The sequence below is a fragment of the Chryseobacterium sp. 7 genome (assembly GCF_003663845.1).
Lineage (GTDB): Bacteria > Bacteroidota > Bacteroidia > Flavobacteriales > Weeksellaceae > Chryseobacterium.
The window spans coordinates 1,006,707-1,024,673 of sequence record NZ_RCCA01000001.1; the positions used below are offsets into that span (position 1 = coordinate 1,006,707).

15 protein-coding genes and 2 tRNA genes are annotated in these 17,967 nt (G+C 33.6%); 10 read left to right on the top strand and 7 right to left on the bottom strand.

Features of this window, described 5'->3' with window-relative positions; translation table 11 throughout:
* Positions 1-230: 230 nt before the first annotated feature.
* The 4 genes from CLU97_RS04665 (at position 231) to CLU97_RS04680 (ending at position 9,063) form a co-directional block, all read left to right on the top strand.
* Complete coding sequence (locus CLU97_RS04665; RefSeq protein WP_121486901.1) at positions 231-1,085, top strand: cell wall anchor protein; 855 nt, start codon at positions 231-233, stop codon at positions 1,083-1,085.
* A 6-nt stretch (positions 1,086-1,091) separates the two neighbouring features.
* Positions 1,092-1,550 carry a hypothetical protein gene (locus tag CLU97_RS04670; protein WP_121486902.1) on the top strand — a complete coding sequence of 153 codons (459 nt, stop codon included), beginning with the start codon at positions 1,092-1,094 and terminating at the stop codon, positions 1,548-1,550.
* A gap of 5 nt (positions 1,551-1,555) precedes the next feature.
* The gene (locus CLU97_RS04675) at positions 1,556-8,284 is read left to right on the top strand and encodes an RHS repeat-associated core domain-containing protein (RefSeq protein WP_121486903.1); all 6,729 of its coding nucleotides are present in this window, start codon (positions 1,556-1,558) and stop codon (positions 8,282-8,284) included.
* A gap of 425 nt (positions 8,285-8,709) precedes the next feature.
* Positions 8,710-9,063: a hypothetical protein gene (locus tag CLU97_RS04680; protein WP_121486904.1), complete on the top strand. Its 354-nt coding sequence runs from the start codon at positions 8,710-8,712 to the stop codon at positions 9,061-9,063.
* A gap of 149 nt (positions 9,064-9,212) precedes the next feature.
* On the opposite strand, the gene CLU97_RS04685 is transcribed toward CLU97_RS04680, so the two are convergent.
* Positions 9,213-10,094 carry an IS982 family transposase gene (locus CLU97_RS04685; RefSeq protein ID WP_121486905.1) on the bottom strand — a complete coding sequence of 294 codons (882 nt, stop codon included), beginning with the start codon at positions 10,092-10,094 and terminating at the stop codon, positions 9,213-9,215.
* Between the two features lie 366 nt (positions 10,095-10,460).
* Between CLU97_RS04685 and CLU97_RS04690 the strand changes: the two genes are divergently transcribed.
* Complete coding sequence (locus CLU97_RS04690; RefSeq protein WP_121486906.1) at positions 10,461-10,859, top strand: hypothetical protein; 399 nt, start codon at positions 10,461-10,463, stop codon at positions 10,857-10,859.
* 181 nt (positions 10,860-11,040) lie between these two features.
* On the top strand, positions 11,041-11,478 hold the full coding sequence (locus CLU97_RS04695; protein WP_121486907.1) for a JAB domain-containing protein: 438 nt from the start codon (positions 11,041-11,043) through the stop codon (positions 11,476-11,478).
* 97 nt (positions 11,479-11,575) lie between these two features.
* On the opposite strand, the gene CLU97_RS04700 is transcribed toward CLU97_RS04695, so the two are convergent.
* Complete coding sequence (locus CLU97_RS04700) at positions 11,576-11,812, bottom strand: helix-turn-helix domain-containing protein (RefSeq protein ID WP_047424031.1); 237 nt, start codon at positions 11,810-11,812, stop codon at positions 11,576-11,578.
* 92 nt (positions 11,813-11,904) lie between these two features.
* Between CLU97_RS04700 and CLU97_RS04705 the strand changes: the two genes are divergently transcribed.
* The gene (locus CLU97_RS04705) at positions 11,905-12,372 is read left to right on the top strand and encodes a surface-adhesin E family protein (RefSeq protein WP_121486908.1); all 468 of its coding nucleotides are present in this window, start codon (positions 11,905-11,907) and stop codon (positions 12,370-12,372) included.
* A 339-nt stretch (positions 12,373-12,711) separates the two neighbouring features.
* Positions 12,712-13,137 carry a hypothetical protein gene (locus tag CLU97_RS04715; RefSeq protein WP_121486910.1) on the top strand — a complete coding sequence of 142 codons (426 nt, stop codon included), beginning with the start codon at positions 12,712-12,714 and terminating at the stop codon, positions 13,135-13,137.
* A gap of 127 nt (positions 13,138-13,264) precedes the next feature.
* On the opposite strand, the gene CLU97_RS04720 is transcribed toward CLU97_RS04715, so the two are convergent.
* The 5 genes from CLU97_RS04720 to CLU97_RS04740 form a co-directional block, all read right to left on the bottom strand.
* Complete coding sequence (locus CLU97_RS04720; RefSeq protein ID WP_121486911.1) at positions 13,265-14,629, bottom strand: DUF3987 domain-containing protein; 1,365 nt, start codon at positions 14,627-14,629, stop codon at positions 13,265-13,267.
* Complete coding sequence (locus CLU97_RS04725; protein ID WP_121486912.1) at positions 14,622-14,909, bottom strand: helix-turn-helix domain-containing protein; 288 nt, start codon at positions 14,907-14,909, stop codon at positions 14,622-14,624. Before CLU97_RS04725 ends, CLU97_RS04720 begins: the two co-directional genes overlap by 8 nt.
* Before the next feature lie 152 nt (positions 14,910-15,061).
* Positions 15,062-15,925: a hypothetical protein gene (locus CLU97_RS04730; RefSeq protein WP_121486913.1), complete on the bottom strand. Its 864-nt coding sequence runs from the start codon at positions 15,923-15,925 to the stop codon at positions 15,062-15,064.
* A 139-nt stretch (positions 15,926-16,064) separates the two neighbouring features.
* Positions 16,065-16,138: transfer RNA gene (locus CLU97_RS04735), tRNA-Arg, on the bottom strand.
* A gap of 32 nt (positions 16,139-16,170) precedes the next feature.
* A tRNA-Pro gene (locus CLU97_RS04740) sits at positions 16,171-16,245 on the bottom strand.
* A 310-nt stretch (positions 16,246-16,555) separates the two neighbouring features.
* Between CLU97_RS04740 and CLU97_RS04745 the strand changes: the two genes are divergently transcribed.
* Positions 16,556-16,996 carry a hypothetical protein gene (locus CLU97_RS04745; RefSeq protein WP_147436443.1) on the top strand — a complete coding sequence of 147 codons (441 nt, stop codon included), beginning with the start codon at positions 16,556-16,558 and terminating at the stop codon, positions 16,994-16,996.
* Between the two features lie 165 nt (positions 16,997-17,161).
* On the top strand, positions 17,162-17,686 hold the full coding sequence (locus CLU97_RS04750; protein ID WP_121486915.1) for a thermonuclease family protein: 525 nt from the start codon (positions 17,162-17,164) through the stop codon (positions 17,684-17,686).
* Positions 17,687-17,967: the final 281 nt, after the last annotated feature.

A 17,967-nucleotide genomic window follows, 5' to 3' on the forward strand; every position in this document is an offset into this window, starting at 1 on the left:
TGCCCCTTAATTGGGGTAGTTTTTTACTATCCAGTGGATATAAAATCTATGTTAATAAAATATATTATAACACGTCAAGTTTTGTCGCTTTGCTGTGGTAGCTTTGCATTATAACTGCTAAAGAATAGGTTACGTTCATACTACACCATTAAATAACTCTTTTTATTGTGAACAAAAAAATATACTTTTGCAGGAAAATTAAAATATAAATATTTAATACATATACAAATATGAAAACAAAATTATTTTCGCTGGCACTGTTAGTGTCATCATTTACATTTGCACAAAGCTGGAATACTACTGGGAATTCAGGGACTAATCCATCCAATAATTTCATTGGGACTACGGACAACCAACCGTTAGTTTTTAAAGCTAATAATAACCCATCACTTCGTATACTACCTAATGGATCTTTAAGAGTTGGACTCAATGATACGGATACCAATCCCCTTTCTACACTAAGAGTCTATAATAATGAAAATACTCTTCTTGAAATTGCTAATTCACAAGGAAGATTTCAAATTGGAAAATCTTCATGTAATGGCTGTTATGGTGGTGGTGTAGGAGATACTGTCTTAAGAAATCTTGACGTTTCTCATAATATCATTATCGCTCAACCTAATGATGGTAATGACGGTTCCACCTATTTTGGTATTCAGGATGCTTATAACGGAACCTGGGTCAAGTTCTTCAATAATGCCATTGCCAGATTTGATGGTAAAATTAAGGCTAAAGAAGTTGAAGTAAAAGCCAATGTATGGGCTGATTATGTGTTTAAAAAAGAATACCAGCTTAGATCTTTAGAGGATGTTGAAAAACATATTAATGAAAAAGGGCATTTGCCTAACATTCCCACTACTCAGGAAGTACTTGAAAACGGAATTAACGTTGCAGAGATGAATTCCAAACTCCTTGAGAAGATTGAAGAGTTAACACTCTATTCAATTAACCAGAATAAACAAATAAAACAACAGGCAGAACAGCTTAAGCAACTTCAGTCCGAAAATAAGGTTTTGAAAACTCAATCCAAAAAAATTGAGAAATTGGAACAGCAAATTCAGCAACTATTATCAACACAAAAATAATCACAAATGAAAACAAAATTACTATCACTATCATCTCTGATGATAGGCTTCTTCGGATTTTCCCAAACCGAAGTCTATTTCAAATATGATGAAGCCGGAAACCAACGATACAGGGGAACTGATTTAGCTGGGAAAACAGCAGAAAAGTCTGTACAAACTGTAGTTGAAACAGTTTCCGCCATTCAAACTATGGATGAAACTTCATTTTGGAAACAGATAAGATTATATCCCGTTCCTGTTAATGATATTTTAACAATAGACTGGACCGAAGAAGTAGACGGACTTATTGACAATGTTTCACTCTATCAGCACAGTACTGTTCACTGGAAATTCCAGCAGCAGAATACACCTGATCTTAACAAGCAAGTCAAGATTAACATGACGGGGTATGACTGGGGAGTATATGTTGTACGCTTTACATTAAAAGACGGTAGGATTTTTAGTAAAAATATCACTAAACGATAAGATTCATGAAACGTTACGATAAGAAAATGCAGCTATTTTCAACAATTATACTGTCCCTGTGTTCAGTACTGGGCTTTTCACAGACCATACTGTATCAGGCAGAAAGTACCTCAAGAACGGTACAAGATCCGCAATCGGTGGTGTTAGCTCAGGGATTTTATGCTTCTTCCAGCTCATCGAATCCCTTTGTAGCTAAAATAGGTCCAACTACAGAAAATCCGGGAGGTGGTCCTGTGGACTCCAATGCCGGATCAACCAACCCATCAGGAACGACAGCACCGGAGGGGAAAAGCTTTCATGACACTAAGGGGAATATTGAAGTCAATGGAGCCGGGCAATTGCAATTTACTTTGCCTATTGCTTTACCACCTGGAGTGAAAAGTGTAGCACCACAAATTAATCTTATATATACTAGTGGTTCATCTAACGGAATTTCCGGTTATGGTTGGAATTTATTAGGATTAACAGCTGTGTCAAGAACCGGAAGAAGCGTAGAAAAAGATGGAGAAGCTAAAGGTGCGCAATTAGATGAATCAGATTATTATAGCTTTAACGGACAAAGGCTAATTCTAAAATCAGGAGAATATGGAAAAGATGGAGCAGAATATGTTACTGAAAAATATTCTAATGTCAAAATAAAATCAATTGGAACCATTGCAGGACAAATGTGGAAAGGTCCCGAATATTGGGAGGTTACTTTTGAGGATGGTTCACAGGCATGGTATGGGGCAACCACCTCGGGGCTTAGTAATGCTAGAACTCCTATTGAATACAATATTGTAAAATGGAAAGATAGTCAGGGAAATTATATCACTTATAATTATTTGCAGACAGGTCTTTCAAATATTACTACGATTTCAAGCATTCAATGGGGAGGTAATGAAACATTAAATAAGCCTCATTTTAACAAAATGGATTTCACCTATATTAGTAGAAGTTTAACTGAGGATTCTTATGTTGGAGGAGTTCGTTTTTTACAAACTCAACTTTTATCTGAAATTAAAGTAAGCTCCAATGGAAGCCAATTTAAAAAATATACAATCGAGTACCTGCAAAATGGGACGAATTATGAGGTCGTTGATAAAATAACGGAATACAATGCTGATAATAATGCTGCTAATCCGGTCGCTTTTACTTATCCAGCTCCTACACAACCTGTCTTAGAATTTTCAGACAATAATGTAGATAGCTTTGAAAACGTAAAACTGACAGGAGATTTTAACGGTGATGGATATCTGGATTTCTCATTGAATAGTGGTGTTGTAAAGCTTGGTGGGCTCAATAATACCTTTACTGATATTTCTACAGGTAAAACCTTTAATTCAGAAGCTAAAGTTGTCAATACATTGTTAGATGAAGAAGGGCAAGTCTATAATGGGAATGGAATTGTTCAATATGAAGGAGGTAAAATTACAGGCTATATTTTCAGAGATAACCTATTTGTAAAAGTATTTGAAAAGTTTGTTTATGACGAATCAACTTGTACAAAAAGTAATTATCCTCCACCTGCTGGCTGTAAAATGTTATCTCCTAAATTAAATGAAGGAGATCTTAACGGGGATGGTATTTCAGATATATTTTTTACATTAGAAAAGGAAGTTTGTCAGTGGGTTTATGATCCTAACTGCGTCAATAAAACATCCAATGACACGACTAACCGCCCTCCTCCATGCAGTATACTTGAATGCAATACTTATGCTATAGGAAGCTTCATTGTTGATTTAAAAAATGCTAACAATCCTTTATCTACCTATACCCTTGATTCAGGGATCAATGAAAATTCTTATTATAAGCAACAATATCTGGATATTGATGGTGATGGTAAAGTAAATATTATTGATGTTTCCAATACAGCCTATACCGTATTTGAGTTTATAAAAACGGCTCCTAATCAGTATCTTAAGAAGATAAGATTCTCCGGTAATTTAGCGGAAACAAAAGCACCGGAATTTCCTGTTTTGTTTGGGGACTTTAACGGTGACGGAAACCTTGATTTTACCATTCCAACTACAGATACACAGGAAAAAGATAATTGGAGATTCTATTTGGGAACAGAAAAGGGATTTTCCAATTTTCTAAAAACGGACTTTTTGAAATACAGAAAGCCTGAAGATTATAAAAACAGTAGTTACCCTACTTTTAATATATACCAGCATGTGTATTCGGTGTCAGACATCAATAAAGATGGGAAATCAGATATTGTGCATATTCTCCCTTTTAACAAGGCGGGGCAAGTAAATGGAAGCGGACTTATACTTAACCGATACTTTGGCTATACTATTGATGCTTATACTGCTAACGGAGCTGCTACAAATGGCAGTCTTGATTTCTTTACCAGTTATACTTATGGAGGATATAATTATGTAACCTGGGATGTTGGCAATTTTACGTTATTTTCCCCGATCACTTCACAGGTTAAAGTTAATAATAACTATTATGATGTATTTTTATTCTGGAAAGAAAGGATGCACAAGCTTAAATCTCCCTCTTCGGTTGGAAAGCTGTCCCGGGTACAAACAATTACCCAGGGAGGAATTACTACATCAGCAGATTATTTGGAGGTAATTCCGAATAATCCTCTTAACCCTAATTTTTATCAAAAGGTTAAAAAAGAGTATTATCCATATTTTTCTTTAAGCAGGGTTGACCAATCCTATGCTGTATCCCAGTTAAGACAAGAAGGAAGAAAGCAGGATTTCCGATACAGGGGAATGACCGGACATATGCAGGGAAAGGGAATGATGGGCTATCATCAGTCTGCCCGCTCGTCTTGGTATGCTGATGGGTTTGAAAATACCAAAATCTGGTCAGGAGCAGAAACCGATCCTCTTTTTGATGGAATTCCGGTAAAAGAATGGAGCATTAAAACCAATGATGAGTCTAAAATATTCCCTGCTGATATTTCTGAAAACAACACCCAGTTATTAAGTTTTAAATCTACTGTTTACCAAACAGATAAGCTATTAAACGGACAAATTGTAACAGGAGTAATTGCTGATACGGATAAACCGAAAGTTGTAACAGCTACTGTTCCCACAAGTACTAAAACAAAGGACTTCCTGAATGGTACATTAACAAATACTTCTATCACTTATGGGGATTATTATCTTCCAAAGCAAAGTGTATCGAATGTTAATAATGGATATGCCATAACAACTTCTAATTTTGAATATATTCATAATTTCTCAGGAATTGGAGCGGATTACTTTGTAGGTCGTCCTCAATCTAAAACCGATCAAATCTCAGCTTACGGAGATACCAAATCGGCAAAAGAAGAGTTTACCTATGAAAACAATCTCCTTAGAACCTTAAAAACGTGGAACAGAGATAATACCGGATATTTGCTCGAAACATACAATTACGATGGTTTCGGTAATATCACCGGAAAAACAATCAGCAATAGCGTAGATTCTCAAACTCAAACAGAAACAAGTCTGTATGAGTCTAAAGGAAGGTTTGTAGAGAAAAAGACAGATAATTTAGGATTAGAAACTAATATTGAGTACAATGACTGGGGACAGATCAAAAAGCAAACCGACCCGTTAGGAAATATCCTTACCAATACCTATGATGCATGGGGTAAACTCCTTACTTCCAAAACCAATTTGGGAGGAACAGTCACCTATCAGTACGAGAGAGATACTCAATCAAATATTATCGTAACCCAATACGATCCGGATGGAGATATTTCAAAAAAATATACCGACAGATTGGGTCAGGATTATAAAACCTCTACCAAAGCATTCGGACAGGGGCAATTTATCTCTAAAGAAGTTCAGTATGATGTTTTAGGAAGAAAAATCAAAGAATCCGAGCCTTATTTTGATGGTCAGAGTCCAAGTCAATGGAATACCATTGCATATGACGATACCGTGTTTCCTACCACCAAGGCAACTGCTACTGGGTTCAATGGTAAGCAGATGGAGACTACAGTTTCAGGCTTGATAACAACCGCCAAAGAACTTAACGGCTATGGAAGAACCAGCTCTAAAACTACTGATGCCTTAGGCAATGTAATTTCTTCAACAGATAAAGGCGGAACCATTACGTTCTCATATAATGCAGCCGGAGAACAAATTAAAGCCCAATATGCCGAAAATATTGTAACAACAAAATACGATTCATGGGGGAGAAAATCAGAATTTAATGATCCATCCAATGGATTGTATAAATATGAATACAACGGATTCGGTCAGCCAAAGAAAATTATCAGCCCGAAAGGAACCAAAGAATATACTTATAATAATCTGGGGCAGCTGATAACTCAAAATGAAATTTCAACAACAGACGGAGGACAGGCTACCAACAAAACAATTTCTTTTACTTATGATAATAAAGGAAGGGTAATTTCAAAAGGTGGAACATCCAAAGGAAAAGCGTACAGCTCCAATATTTCTTATGATCCGCAAGGAAGAGTGCTTTCGTCCTCAGAAAGCAGTAACGGGAAATACTTTATTCAGAAAGGCATTACTTATGATGATAAAGCAAGGGTAATTTCTTATGAAAAACAGTTATATTCTTCCGGTGTTTTAACCAAAGTTCAGATAGAAAATGTATATAGTGCCTGGAATGGAGAGCTTTATCAGATAAAAGATAAGGTAACAGGCAAGAGCCTGTGGGAGCTGAAAGAAACCAATGCTAAAGGTCAGGTGTTAAAAGCTAATTTGGGAGCTGCAAATGTTAATAATGCTTATGATACCAATGGCTTTTTAACCACTGTAAACCATTCTTCTGACGTAAAACCATCTATTCTACAACTTTCCTATTCATTTAACGCCATAAAAAATGAATTGAATAGTAGAACAACGGGAGGAGATTTCAATATTGTAGAATCTTTTGATTACGATGATAATAACCGTTTAGTGAACTGGACAAATCCGATAACAGGCATTAAACCATCTGTAAACAGAAACGTTTATGACATAAAAGGCAGAATCATGGAGAACGATCAGGTAGGAACCTTGAAGTATGAAAATTCTGCCAAGATCTACCAGCCAACCGGAATGACCCTGAATGCTGCAGGAACACAAAATTATAACAATGACCTGATCCAGAGCATTGCGTATAATGAAAACAACGATCCTGTATTCATCGACGGAATGAAGGGAGATGTAGCTTTTCAATATGGCTTAACCAGCATGAGACAAAGGGTTACCTACGGAGGTAATTTTAGTATTGATAGCGACGGTAAGTTCACAAAATTCTACAGTGAAGATGGAAGTTTTGAAGTCATCAAAGACAACACCACAGGAAAGGAAAAGCATATTATCTATATTGGTGGAAGCCCGTATGAAGCAAATATTGTATATTTAAAGAACTTTACGGAGACTAGCGGTTCTTACAAATTTTTGCATAAAGATTATATTGGTAGTGTTTTAGCAATAAGTGATGAAGCTGGAAATAAACTAGAACAAAGACATTTTGATGCATGGGGTAATTTTACACACTTGCAGATAGGAAATGGCGCGATTATTACAGACAAGAATAGTATTGATACTACTTCGTTATTAATAGACAGAGGATACACCAGTCATGAACATTTTGCAGAAGTAGGAATCATCCACATGAACGGTAGGTTATATGATCCACTATTAAGGAGATTCTTAAATGCTGATGAAAATATTCAGGATCCTTACAATACCCAGAATTACAATAAGTATGGGTATGTGATGAACAATCCTTTGATGTATAATGATCCGAGTGGTGAATTCTGGCAGATTTTTGCAATTCCTATTGTTAAAGCGTTACTTTTTGCTGTAGTCTCTTACACTGCTACTGTTTTGATTACTGGTGCGAAGTTTAATATTCTTAACTTATATTCTAGTATTGTAATGAGTTTGATAAGTGCGGGGATAACAACTGTTATAGGGGATGTCTTTTCTACTGCAACTGCAAGTATAGGAAATGAAGCTTTAAAAAGCCTCGTCCATGCAGGAGTACAGGGAACATTAAGCTTTATGCAGGGTGGCAACTTTTTCACTGCAGCAGCAAGTGCATTTTTATCAAGCTTTGCTTCTTTTGGATATGCTAAAGCTATTGGAGAAGCTGCATATAGCGGTGTAGGACAAGTTGCGCTTGGAATGTTTTCTGGGGGTGTGGGATCTGCCCTTACAGGAGGAAATTTCTGGGATGGTGTGAATATTGGAGGGATTGTGGCGTTATTTAATCATGCAATGCATAGAATGGATGGTGGACTAGGAGATGGAGGCAAGAAAAAATCTAACTATAAAATACCAAGAAAGACAGTAAATTTTGAAGCTTCATCACTTGCATTACCTTTTGGATCAGTAGGAGGAAGAGATAATGATCCATATGTTCCAGATTTTGATTGGTATACTATAAGAGGTACTATAAATTTAATTGGCAATGAATTATCAGTTGTAGCATATGGAAGCAGTGCAAATACTAACATAACTAAACATTACAGAGGTTCAGTTATAGTGGAAGGTTCATCACCATATGGTATTTCAACATTTAGATATGAGAAATCTTTAAATATTTTAAAAGATGTAAATGATTTTCGTCCAGCAGATCATAAATATATTGGTAGAGCTGATTTTGTTATACCTTCTGGTACTATGAGTATAAACGTTAGAGTAACTGCTGGTTATACGGCGACGACTAATATGGACACCTCTAATGTAGTGCCTTTTTATCCATTAGGAAGAGCTACATTTAATTATACTTTTTCATCATATAAAGGGGGCATGAATCAATATCCTTTAATAAAATAACTAAAATGAAAAATCTATCTTATTCAATAAGTATGGTATTATATATCATTGGAATATATATAATTTACAATTACATATTTTTATTTTTATATAAAATTTGCGTGTTTGGCATAAATAAAGGTTTAATAGTCTCTTTTATTCTTTATTTTATATCTATTATATTAGGTGTTTTACTCATTAAATACAATAAAAAAATCCTTTATCTAATTATACCAGTAAGTAAACGAATTAATGCACAAATAAATATTTTTGAAATATCAATTATTACTTTTTTAATATTTGAGCTTTTTTTATACTAAAAAATATATTTTTTTATTTTTCATCTTCTATAAATGATCCTTTCTTAAAATATAATATAATTTTTAGTTTAATTAAAATCATAGCAATTGTAGTAATATTTTCTTTTAGAAAAAAAATTGTAAAATATGTTACTTATAAAATTTAAATTCAAAGCAAATTATCAATATGTCATTTTAAAATTAGAAGAGGAGGGATATATCTTTTCATATAATGATGATAAACTTTCTATCTTCTGTAATGAAGATTGTTATTTAAAAATTAATAAATATGTAGAAAGTTTGAAAATCGATGAAAATGAGATTGAATCGGAATATTTTTCACATGATGAGTACGTAAATTGGCATTTTCATAAATATAAACTTTCCGATAAAACAGGAAAACGTCCTTTCTTTTTGTTTAGTAATGCATATAAAAGATTAGTCTGGCTATATTTATTTATAATATTTTTAGCATTATTTTTTGCCTATTTTTTCAGTTAAGCTAGGTAATGTTTTAGCCATTAGTGATGAAGCAGGAAACAAACTAGAAAAAAGGGAAGTCTTCAAAAACAGGAAAGGCTACCATTAATATTATCAAATTCCTGTATCAATTGATGCTGGAATTTTTATTTTACACTCGTAGTGCATTATCAAACTAACGCAATTTTAATATTGTTCATTTTTCTATTAAAGACAAAAACATTTACAAATTGAATAAAAGTTAGTGCTGTTATTTTGCTCAATATCCTTGTCTTAAAGCCATTAAATGATTTTGCATAGTTGCTTCTAATTTTAAATTGATCACAAAGTTGAGAAAACAGGGTCTCAATTCTCTTTCTCGATTTTCTGAAAATATATTTCTGTTTTTGGTAATTTTTTTGATTGATTCTCATTGGTGTATCCAGTTTTATATTTGCATAATTGAACAAGTCAGATTGTACCTGAGCGGACAAATAACCTCGATCTCCGATCAATGTACAGTCATTAATTTGATGTTTTATATCCTGCAAAAAATGAATATCATGAATGCTTGCCGTAGAAATGTCAAAACTTTGAAAAACCCCGGAAACAGAACATATTGCATGCAGTTTGTAACCGTAATAATAACTGGACTGGGAAGCGCAATAACCTCTACTTGGAAATGAAAATTCACTTTCTTTACAAATTTTGGAGCGTTTTGCTCTTGCATTTCTACAAATTTCCAAAGGCATAGAGTCAATAATAAAAACGTTTTCAATCTCATTAAACCGAACAACTATAAGCTTTCGAATCCTTTCCAAATGCAGGAATAATTTCCTCTTTCTACGGTTGTAAACACTTCTTTCGATCATTCCGTTTAATTTTGAATTTGACAGATGTCTAAATAGCTGGTATTCTGAATCTATCGATAAATATTCTGCAGAAATATTAAGAGCAACAATCTCTAAATCAGACAGTTTTGGCTTAATTGGTTTGAAATAAAAGTTCTCATCTGAGATTAACTTCTTTAATTCATTTAAAATAAAATTGTAAATTGCATCTAGGTTATTCATTATGTATCAGATTGATAGTCAATACAATATACGAATTTTTCGTATTATGAATAACCTTTTTTATAATGCACTACGGGTATTTTACGTCTTTATGTATGTAAGAAACTATAAGACCCCGGAATGTATATAAAAGTGCTATTGTATCTTTCCGAAAAAATTTCTGAAAAAAAATTCAACAACCTTTTTTACGTGTAATTCTCCCTGTCCTTCAACCCCCACGAGTTCTCAGCAGGGAAGTACCCGCCCCATCAGTAATGATGTAAGAAAAATTTCGCAGGCAGTACTACAATCAAGGTGATAGCTGATGTATTATTGCTCACAATTCTTATGTTCCTGGTGCTTTATCTAACTCAAAAATCAACTACAATGGTAACAATTATCAACTATAAACAAAGACAGAAAGAAGATGGTTCTACATTCTATGTACTAGAAGTTCAAGGAGGTATTGAAATGGTTATGAGCCAAACTACAAATCAGTTCTATGCCACATCCAAAAAGGCTTCCATTTCATCAACATTTGATGAGCTTACCTGTCAAGCTCTTATAGGAACTCAAATGCAAGGAAGTATCATTAAACAAGAATGTGAGCCTTATGAATATACTGTTAAGGACACAGGAGAAGTGATTGTCCTTCATCACCGATTTGTATACTCACCACACGAACCAGGAAAAGAAAATACTGCTAATAGACAGGTAAGTAACAGTTTTACCGCTGATATGGAATCCTTTTCAAGAAATGGAAAACATGTATTAGCAGAAGCATAACAGCTTCATTCAACATACAAAGTGCCAAAGTGCCGAATTTTTGTAAAACTTTAAAATTTTCAGAATCACATAATCTGCTCACATCAACCAGAGTAGATTTATGAAGATCGAAAAAAATTAGTTTTCAGATATTTCGGCACTTTGTCACTTTTTTACTTTTCACCAACAAATCTACTTTATAATGAATAAGTTAATGGAAATATCTGTTACATATAATACAGGCAATCATGAAAAGATAAGGATAAACAGCCATAAGAAAGCCTACAGTCTGGTTATTGAAAACTGGAACATGGGTACTATTGAATTTCAGGAAGAATGCAAGGTAATTATGATGAATAAAGGAAACTTTGTATTAGGCATATACAACGTCTCAAAAGGCGGTATAGACAGTTCAGTAGTAGACATAAGAATTATTCTGGCTGTAGCTCTTAAATGCAACGCTACTCAACTGATACTGGTACATAATCATCCTAGTGGAAATCTCAAACCCAGCGGTTCAGACCAAACAATAACCAAGAACTTAAAGAAAGCTTGCGAACTGCTGAATGTATCACTTTTAGACCATTTGATTATCACCAGGAACAGTTTTTATAGTTTTAATGAAGAGAATAGGTTTTAAATATGTTGTTTCAGTGTATTCCTGCATAGTACACTATAAATTTCTTTATGTTCCTGGTAAACTAAACTCCTTCCAGATTAGTATTAATAGCTAAAACTTATTCTTTCGGAAGCTCAAAATCCAAGAAATCTTTCATTGGAATTTCTAACCCTTCACTAAGTCTGTATAGCTGATAAATTGTAATATTAGTTTTGCCGGACTCCATTCTGGAAATATTAGTAGGATCAATTTCACCTCTCATTCTGCCTACCAGTTCAACCTGAGTAATACCTTTTTGTATTCTCAATTCCTTAATTCTTTTTCCTACGATTATTTGAATCTCAGATTTTTCCAACTTGACTTATTTGACAAGTCAAAGAAACTCGATATATTTGCGTGAATAAATGTCATATATGGCAAGTTTTAATTTAATATTTAAATACACTTATGAAAAAACTACTATTTATTACAGCTTTATTATTATCAATTTCAATATTCAGTCAACAGGGAGTAGATTCAATATATATTCCTCAATATGATAAATCGTTTGATGATCAGGGTTTTCAATATGCAACCACATCTGTAGATGGTAAAAGATATTATGTAAAGATTGACAAGTCCCAGAAGCTATTTGATAAGACTATTATGTCAGTAGATGTTTGGGTGAAGTATAACTATACTTCTAAAACAAAAGGTAAGAATGGAAAATCAAAGAAAATTGATACCGGGCATTACTTGGAATATATGAACTTTGATTGCACTGGAAAAACCTACACAGAGGGAGAAATATTACGGTATAACTCTACTGGAAAACTTATTAATCGAGATGAAAGGTTCTCGAATATTACACGAAGAATTGTACCAGGTTCAGTAAGTGAAGGGCTATTTGAAGCAGTTTGTCGTAAAACCAATTAATCTATATCACACATGAAATATTTGCTCCTAGTGTTAGCAATACCTGTATTTATTATATTTTCTGTATTCCTGAGCCTATTCTTTGGTATTCTCATTCGTTTTATTAATGAGGGAGGCCGCTTTAAAAGCCCTTTGGATGACCATAGACCGATGCCCATAGCTCTTAAAGACAAGGAATTTTGGAAAACTCTTTTAACAGGCTTTTTCGTTTATTTTACTTTGCTAATCATTGTAAAGTACTTATCAGCAGAATAAACGAAGCAGAGAGTCTGAAAACAATATATAATAACCACCAACCACCTCAAAGCAGGTGGTTTTTTACTAGTCAAAATCAAAGATATGAAACCACGAATACCATTCAGAATAGGTTATCAATATGATAACTGGGAACTGAACTTAATAACACTGCCGGACAGAATCCCGGAGAATGATTTATATATAAGTTACCTTTGGGTTGGAAGTAAGGTAAAGCCATTTCTGGGCTTTATTCTCCATAGAACAGAACTTATATTTTATTGGGATAGGCTGGAAGCAGTAATATTGGAGTTTGACAAAAAATCAGAACACTATTACAACAGGATGAATAAAGCTTTATCGGAAAGGTTCCCGGAATTTACTTCTGAAACTCTTCCAGACAGTACTGTTATATTCAAGTTTACAACTGAAAAGATAACCTACTGGAATATCTATTATGTCCCATCGAGGGAAATAAAGTTGATTTACTTTGCTAATAGGTTTGCATATGTTAACCGGATATTTGAATAAACCAGTACCAAGATTGATATTGTACCAGGAATAGAACATGACAGATTATGAAGTGAATTAAAAGAAGCGATTCAGGAATTGAACCGCTTCTTATTGCAGATTTTGCAGAAATTGCAGATTTGGCAATTTACTTCAATTTCAATTTTTCATATTTACCATGGCCTACCTTTCTTAGAATAGAAAGCTTTTGCCATCTGTTTAAAATATCAGCAAAAGTCCTTTCTGCAAAGCCTAAATCTTTAGCAATCACTAAGCCTTCTGCTCTTGAAAAAGTTTTAGGAAGGTTATTATGTAAAGCTCTTTCAAGCATTGGCAGATGTGCACTATTTTTATTGTACAGGTCAAAAACAAATAACGAATGGTCAATTAATGATTTTATTAATTCAACTGCGGTATTCATATCAGTATCAGAACATATGTATTCCGTTGTTACGGGATCATTTATTGAAATATTAGTTTTGTTTCTAAGTACTGTAAGTATCAGACATATTCTAAAGAATATTACCCCTAGTCTCTTGACCACTGAAAGAAAATCTGTTTTCTTATTTTTAATAAGAATATCTGTTGCAGCTATCATTCTATCCTGGAATTTATCCCACTGTTCTGGTGTTAACTTAACCTCTATGTGTGTTTTATGGTTGAATAGGCTGAAGTATAAATCATAGATTTCTTTCGAAGCATTTGAAAATAGCTCATCATAGTCTACATATTCAGCATTTGGCGACACATCTTTCCAACCTAAGACATCATCAAAGTAATAAAATATAAACCTACTGAATAGCCCATTTTCTTTTGAATCTATTAAAGGCTTAAGCTGGTTAGGTGTTCCAGATAAGACAATGGATAACTTAGGGTTCTTAATCTGATAGAATCGGTCATCTATACTTCTGCTGATAGCAATTTTTTCGTGGTGGAATGCTTTGCGCATAACATCTGAAAAATTTCCCCATTCTTGTTTCAGCATATTGGAAAGGGAATCCGCTTCTGTATCAAAAATAAGTAAGCCATCATGAGAATGTTCCAGATGATGATAAAACTTGGCTCCACTTGTGTTGGCTGGAACTTCTTTCACTTGTAGTTCAGGTTTTGCTACATTTTCTTTGTCTTCCAGCTTCTTATAAGCGATTATAGCCTGTTTGCTGTCTTTCAGTACTTTATCATGAATAGGTTCTATCAATATTTTAGACCAGCTCATAACACCTTTTCCACTTGCAGGAGGAGCTAAAAAGAATAAATAAAGATTAGGACTATATTTTCTATGGTCATAAATACCAAAAACTTTCGGCATGCAGCAACTTAATACTCCTAGTGAGGAAAGGAATATAAGATCCCTTTCCCTGCCTGTAAATTGTGCAATGATTTCATTTAAAGGTTCCGGCAAGTTTTCATAGATACAATCCGGCAAGAATTGATGAGTTTCTGCCAAGTCTGCCAAAGCTGCAATATCTGCATTTTCTGCAATTTCAACTTTTTTTTCGTTTTCTCTATCCATTTCTTTTTGTCTTTAATGTGTTAAGGTAATCCTCTGCATACTCTGCCTGGGATTTTTGTTCATTGGAAAGCATCCATTTAATAAGATCAGACTTTTTGAAATAGATTAGTTTTCCATTCGGTTTATAAAATGTGATTGCTTTTTTGTGCGTGATTTTGTAGAGAGCACTAAGAGAAATACTCAGGAACTCAGCTGCTTGTTTAAAGTTTAGAATGTGTTCGGTGAACATATCTGCACTTTGAACAGTACTGTTGCTACTACTTTGATTCGATAAATTCATATCTTATATCAATATTAAAATTATTTGCTTACAGACTTTCTGTAAGTCGGCGCAAATATGAAAAGTGATATAAAAGTGAAAAAATGCAAAAAGTGGTGATAAGGTGGTGACGAAAAATAAATGTAGTGATAAGACAAAAAAAGACAGAATTTCTAATTTCTGTCTTCTAGTTCCTGTTTAATAATTTGTGGAATAAAGGCTAATCCTTTATATGTAACTTGACTTTTACTTCCAAACTTTTTATAAAATGGATCAGACCCAGTACCGTCAAAATTTACAAATAATTGCTTGATAAGAGCGAGAAAATCGGCTTTTCTGGGCCTCCTTCCATAAAGATGCTTATGTAGTACCCAGAAAGTGAAAGAAAGCAATTGTCGAGATATTTTAACCTCTTTTATTCTCCTATCACCAACTTCTGTAGTTTTATTGCTGATATAAGCTTTTATAGTTGAAATAAGGAACTCAAAATCATCATCTGGCATAATCTTCTCCCTTTTCTCATTTTGACCCTTTAAATAGCCTAGCACAAGGTGTAAAAGCTCATCGTCATTGGTGTAATTTGTTTTCAATACATTGAAATTAGGGATGCTGAGAACTAGCTGTTTACCAGGATTAGAGATAAATTTGTTGTTCACATAATCTCTTATTTCGGTGATAAAATAAATAAAAGAGGGGAACTTATAAAAGGTTTCGGGGTTATTATTGATGATATATTGTAGGTCAGATTGTAAGTATTTAATATAATCTTTCATCTTCTCTGCATTTTGTATTAAATAATGATCAATCAACGCCTGACTGGTGGCTAATTCGTGATGTAAAACTTGATAAAAAAAGGATTCAAAGCTATATACCACATCATTAAGATATATAATTCCTTTATCATTATCAACATTACAAATAGAACTAGTGTTTTCTTCAAAACCTAACGAAAGGTACTGTCTGATTTCTGCGTTCAGATTAACATCTTTGAAAATATTTACAAAATAGAGTATTGGCGAATTATACTTAAATTCCATACAACAAAAATAAGAAAAAGTTATAATAGGAAAGTAAATGAATGGTAAATCAGTTTTATTAAAATTGTTGTACCTATGTTGTACCTGAATGAAAATAAAAAAGTCTCTACATTGCTGTAAAGACTTGATTATCAATAAGTGAGCGCGAAAGGATTCGAACCTTTGACCGTCTGCTTAGAAGGCAGATGCTCTATCCAGCTGAGCTACGCACCCATTAAATAGTTTTGAGAAAACTATTAAAACAGTCGGGGCGGCAGGATTCGAACCTGCGACCTCCTGGTCCCAAACCAGGCGCGATGACCGGACTACGCTACGCCCCGAGGGTGTCATCAGTAACGATATTTACTTCGTTTTTGCGGTTGCAAAGGTACAATACTTTTTCAAATAAAAAAATAAAATGCAGAATAATTTTTAATTAATTTTTCATGAAAACTTTTTTAATACCTTTACCCTATTCATAACCATTGACTTATCTTGTTTTAAAAATGATGAAAAAATTTTCAGTTTTTTTGTTCAGATTATGCATTATTATTCCAAAATAAAAAAGTAGTCTTGAGGAGAGAAGGATGTTTTCTTCTGTTCAGTTGTTTTTTGATGTTGCTCAATTCCTGTTGTAAGGAGGAAAAATTGGTGACGCATAAAATATCCAACATATCCTTCAGCTTACCCAGCTCTTTTGTCGTTAAAAAAGAACCTGCTGAAGATTCTCAGGTGTTTAGTATAAACGCCGGAAATAAGTGTGTCGGATATATTTACTATGGTGATTATAAGCCCTTTGAGGAAGATAATTATATGGTTACTGTGGAGCCTGAGATCTTTGAAAGATTTAAAAATAATAAAGAACTTAAGACTTACTTTTCTGATAATTCTGATAGAGATTACAGAAACGGAATTTATAATGTTAATTATTACTACTACGATACGGTCAATAACCATAGAGCGCAGATTACGCTGCCTAAGAAAATGGATAAAGGATCTATCGGTGTTCATTTTGATAGTGTAGATGTTTACAAAAATAAGATGGCAATTATTGTCAATGATTTGAGTGAAGAAAATAAAAAACTGTTTTAAAAAGTCTTTAAAACCATTAAAATCAATCCATACCATTAAAAGGCTATAGGAAATTAACTGGAGAGATTAAATAATATAAAAATTTGTTTCTGATGATTAAATTTTTATATTACGAACACAATGTTAGAGGTAGTTTTTATTCTATAGAAGCATTATCTTTGCCCCATGAAAAGATTAATGCTGCTGTACATCCTTTTTCCTGTATTCCTATTCTCACAGACTACCGGAAAAGTGATCAAAATTTCAGACGGAGATACCATTACTTTACTGTTAAAAGGCAATCAGCAAAAAAAGATCAGATTAGCTGAAGTGGATTGTCCCGAAAGTGGGCAGGCATTCGGTAAAAATGCCAAGCAGTTTACTTCTGCTCAGGTATTTGGAAAAACGGTAAGCTTTGTAGAAACCACTACAGACCGCTACGGAAGATCTATTGCTAAAGTGTATTATGATGATGGGAAATACCTTTCCAAAGAGCTTATTAAAGCAGGAATGGGATGGTGGTATTTTTCTTATTCTAAAGATGACTCTCTGGGTAAAATTCAGCAAAATGCCAAGAGTAAGAAGATGGGCTTATGGCAGGACATTAATGCCATAGCTCCCTGGGAATACCGCAAAATGAAACGCGATCTTAGAAACAATAAGAAAATAGAAACTGCTAGAACCGGAACAAAAGTAAAAGCAATAGCTTAAATATTTTAGGAAGGAAGCTGCTCGATATGTATTTCTTGATTGTTTTAGAACAAATTCCCATAATGTATTTTATCTGGTGGCAATTTTTCCGTACAATAAATGAACAAAAATAGAAGTATCTTCTATTTTTGTTCATGAATATTTCGATTCAAGAAAGGAAATTTTGTGATTTCAAATGAAGTGGTCATCATATTCTTTTTCTCAAAATCAGGTAAAAAAATGTGTATTAAACATGATTAAGCCTTTAAAAATGAGTATTATTGTAAGAGGATAAATTCTAA

Bases quoted from the DNA above. Each gene is read 5' to 3' on its own strand.
- CLU97_RS04685 (WP_121486905.1), bottom strand. From the start codon at position 10,094: ATGAATAACCTAGATGCAATTTACAATTTTATTTTAAATGAATTAAAG.
- CLU97_RS04705 (WP_121486908.1), top strand. From the start codon at position 11,905: ATGAAAAAACTACTATTTATTACAGCTTTATTATTATCAATTTCAATA.
- CLU97_RS04750 (WP_121486915.1), top strand. From the start codon at position 17,162: ATGAAAAGATTAATGCTGCTGTACATCCTTTTTCCTGTATTCCTATTC.
- CLU97_RS04680 (WP_121486904.1), top strand. From the start codon at position 8,710: ATGTTACTTATAAAATTTAAATTCAAAGCAAATTATCAATATGTCATT.
- CLU97_RS04675 (WP_121486903.1), top strand. From the start codon at position 1,556: ATGAAACGTTACGATAAGAAAATGCAGCTATTTTCAACAATTATACTG.
- CLU97_RS04715 (WP_121486910.1), top strand. From the start codon at position 12,712: ATGAAACCACGAATACCATTCAGAATAGGTTATCAATATGATAACTGG.
- CLU97_RS04725 (WP_121486912.1), bottom strand. From the start codon at position 14,909: ATGAATTTATCGAATCAAAGTAGTAGCAACAGTACTGTTCAAAGTGCA.
- CLU97_RS04670 (WP_121486902.1), top strand. From the start codon at position 1,092: ATGAAAACAAAATTACTATCACTATCATCTCTGATGATAGGCTTCTTC.
- CLU97_RS04730 (WP_121486913.1), bottom strand. From the start codon at position 15,925: ATGGAATTTAAGTATAATTCGCCAATACTCTATTTTGTAAATATTTTC.
- CLU97_RS04665 (WP_121486901.1), top strand. From the start codon at position 231: ATGAAAACAAAATTATTTTCGCTGGCACTGTTAGTGTCATCATTTACA.
- CLU97_RS04690 (WP_121486906.1), top strand. From the start codon at position 10,461: ATGGTAACAATTATCAACTATAAACAAAGACAGAAAGAAGATGGTTCT.
- CLU97_RS04695 (WP_121486907.1), top strand. From the start codon at position 11,041: ATGAATAAGTTAATGGAAATATCTGTTACATATAATACAGGCAATCAT.
- CLU97_RS04720 (WP_121486911.1), bottom strand. From the start codon at position 14,629: ATGGATAGAGAAAACGAAAAAAAAGTTGAAATTGCAGAAAATGCAGAT.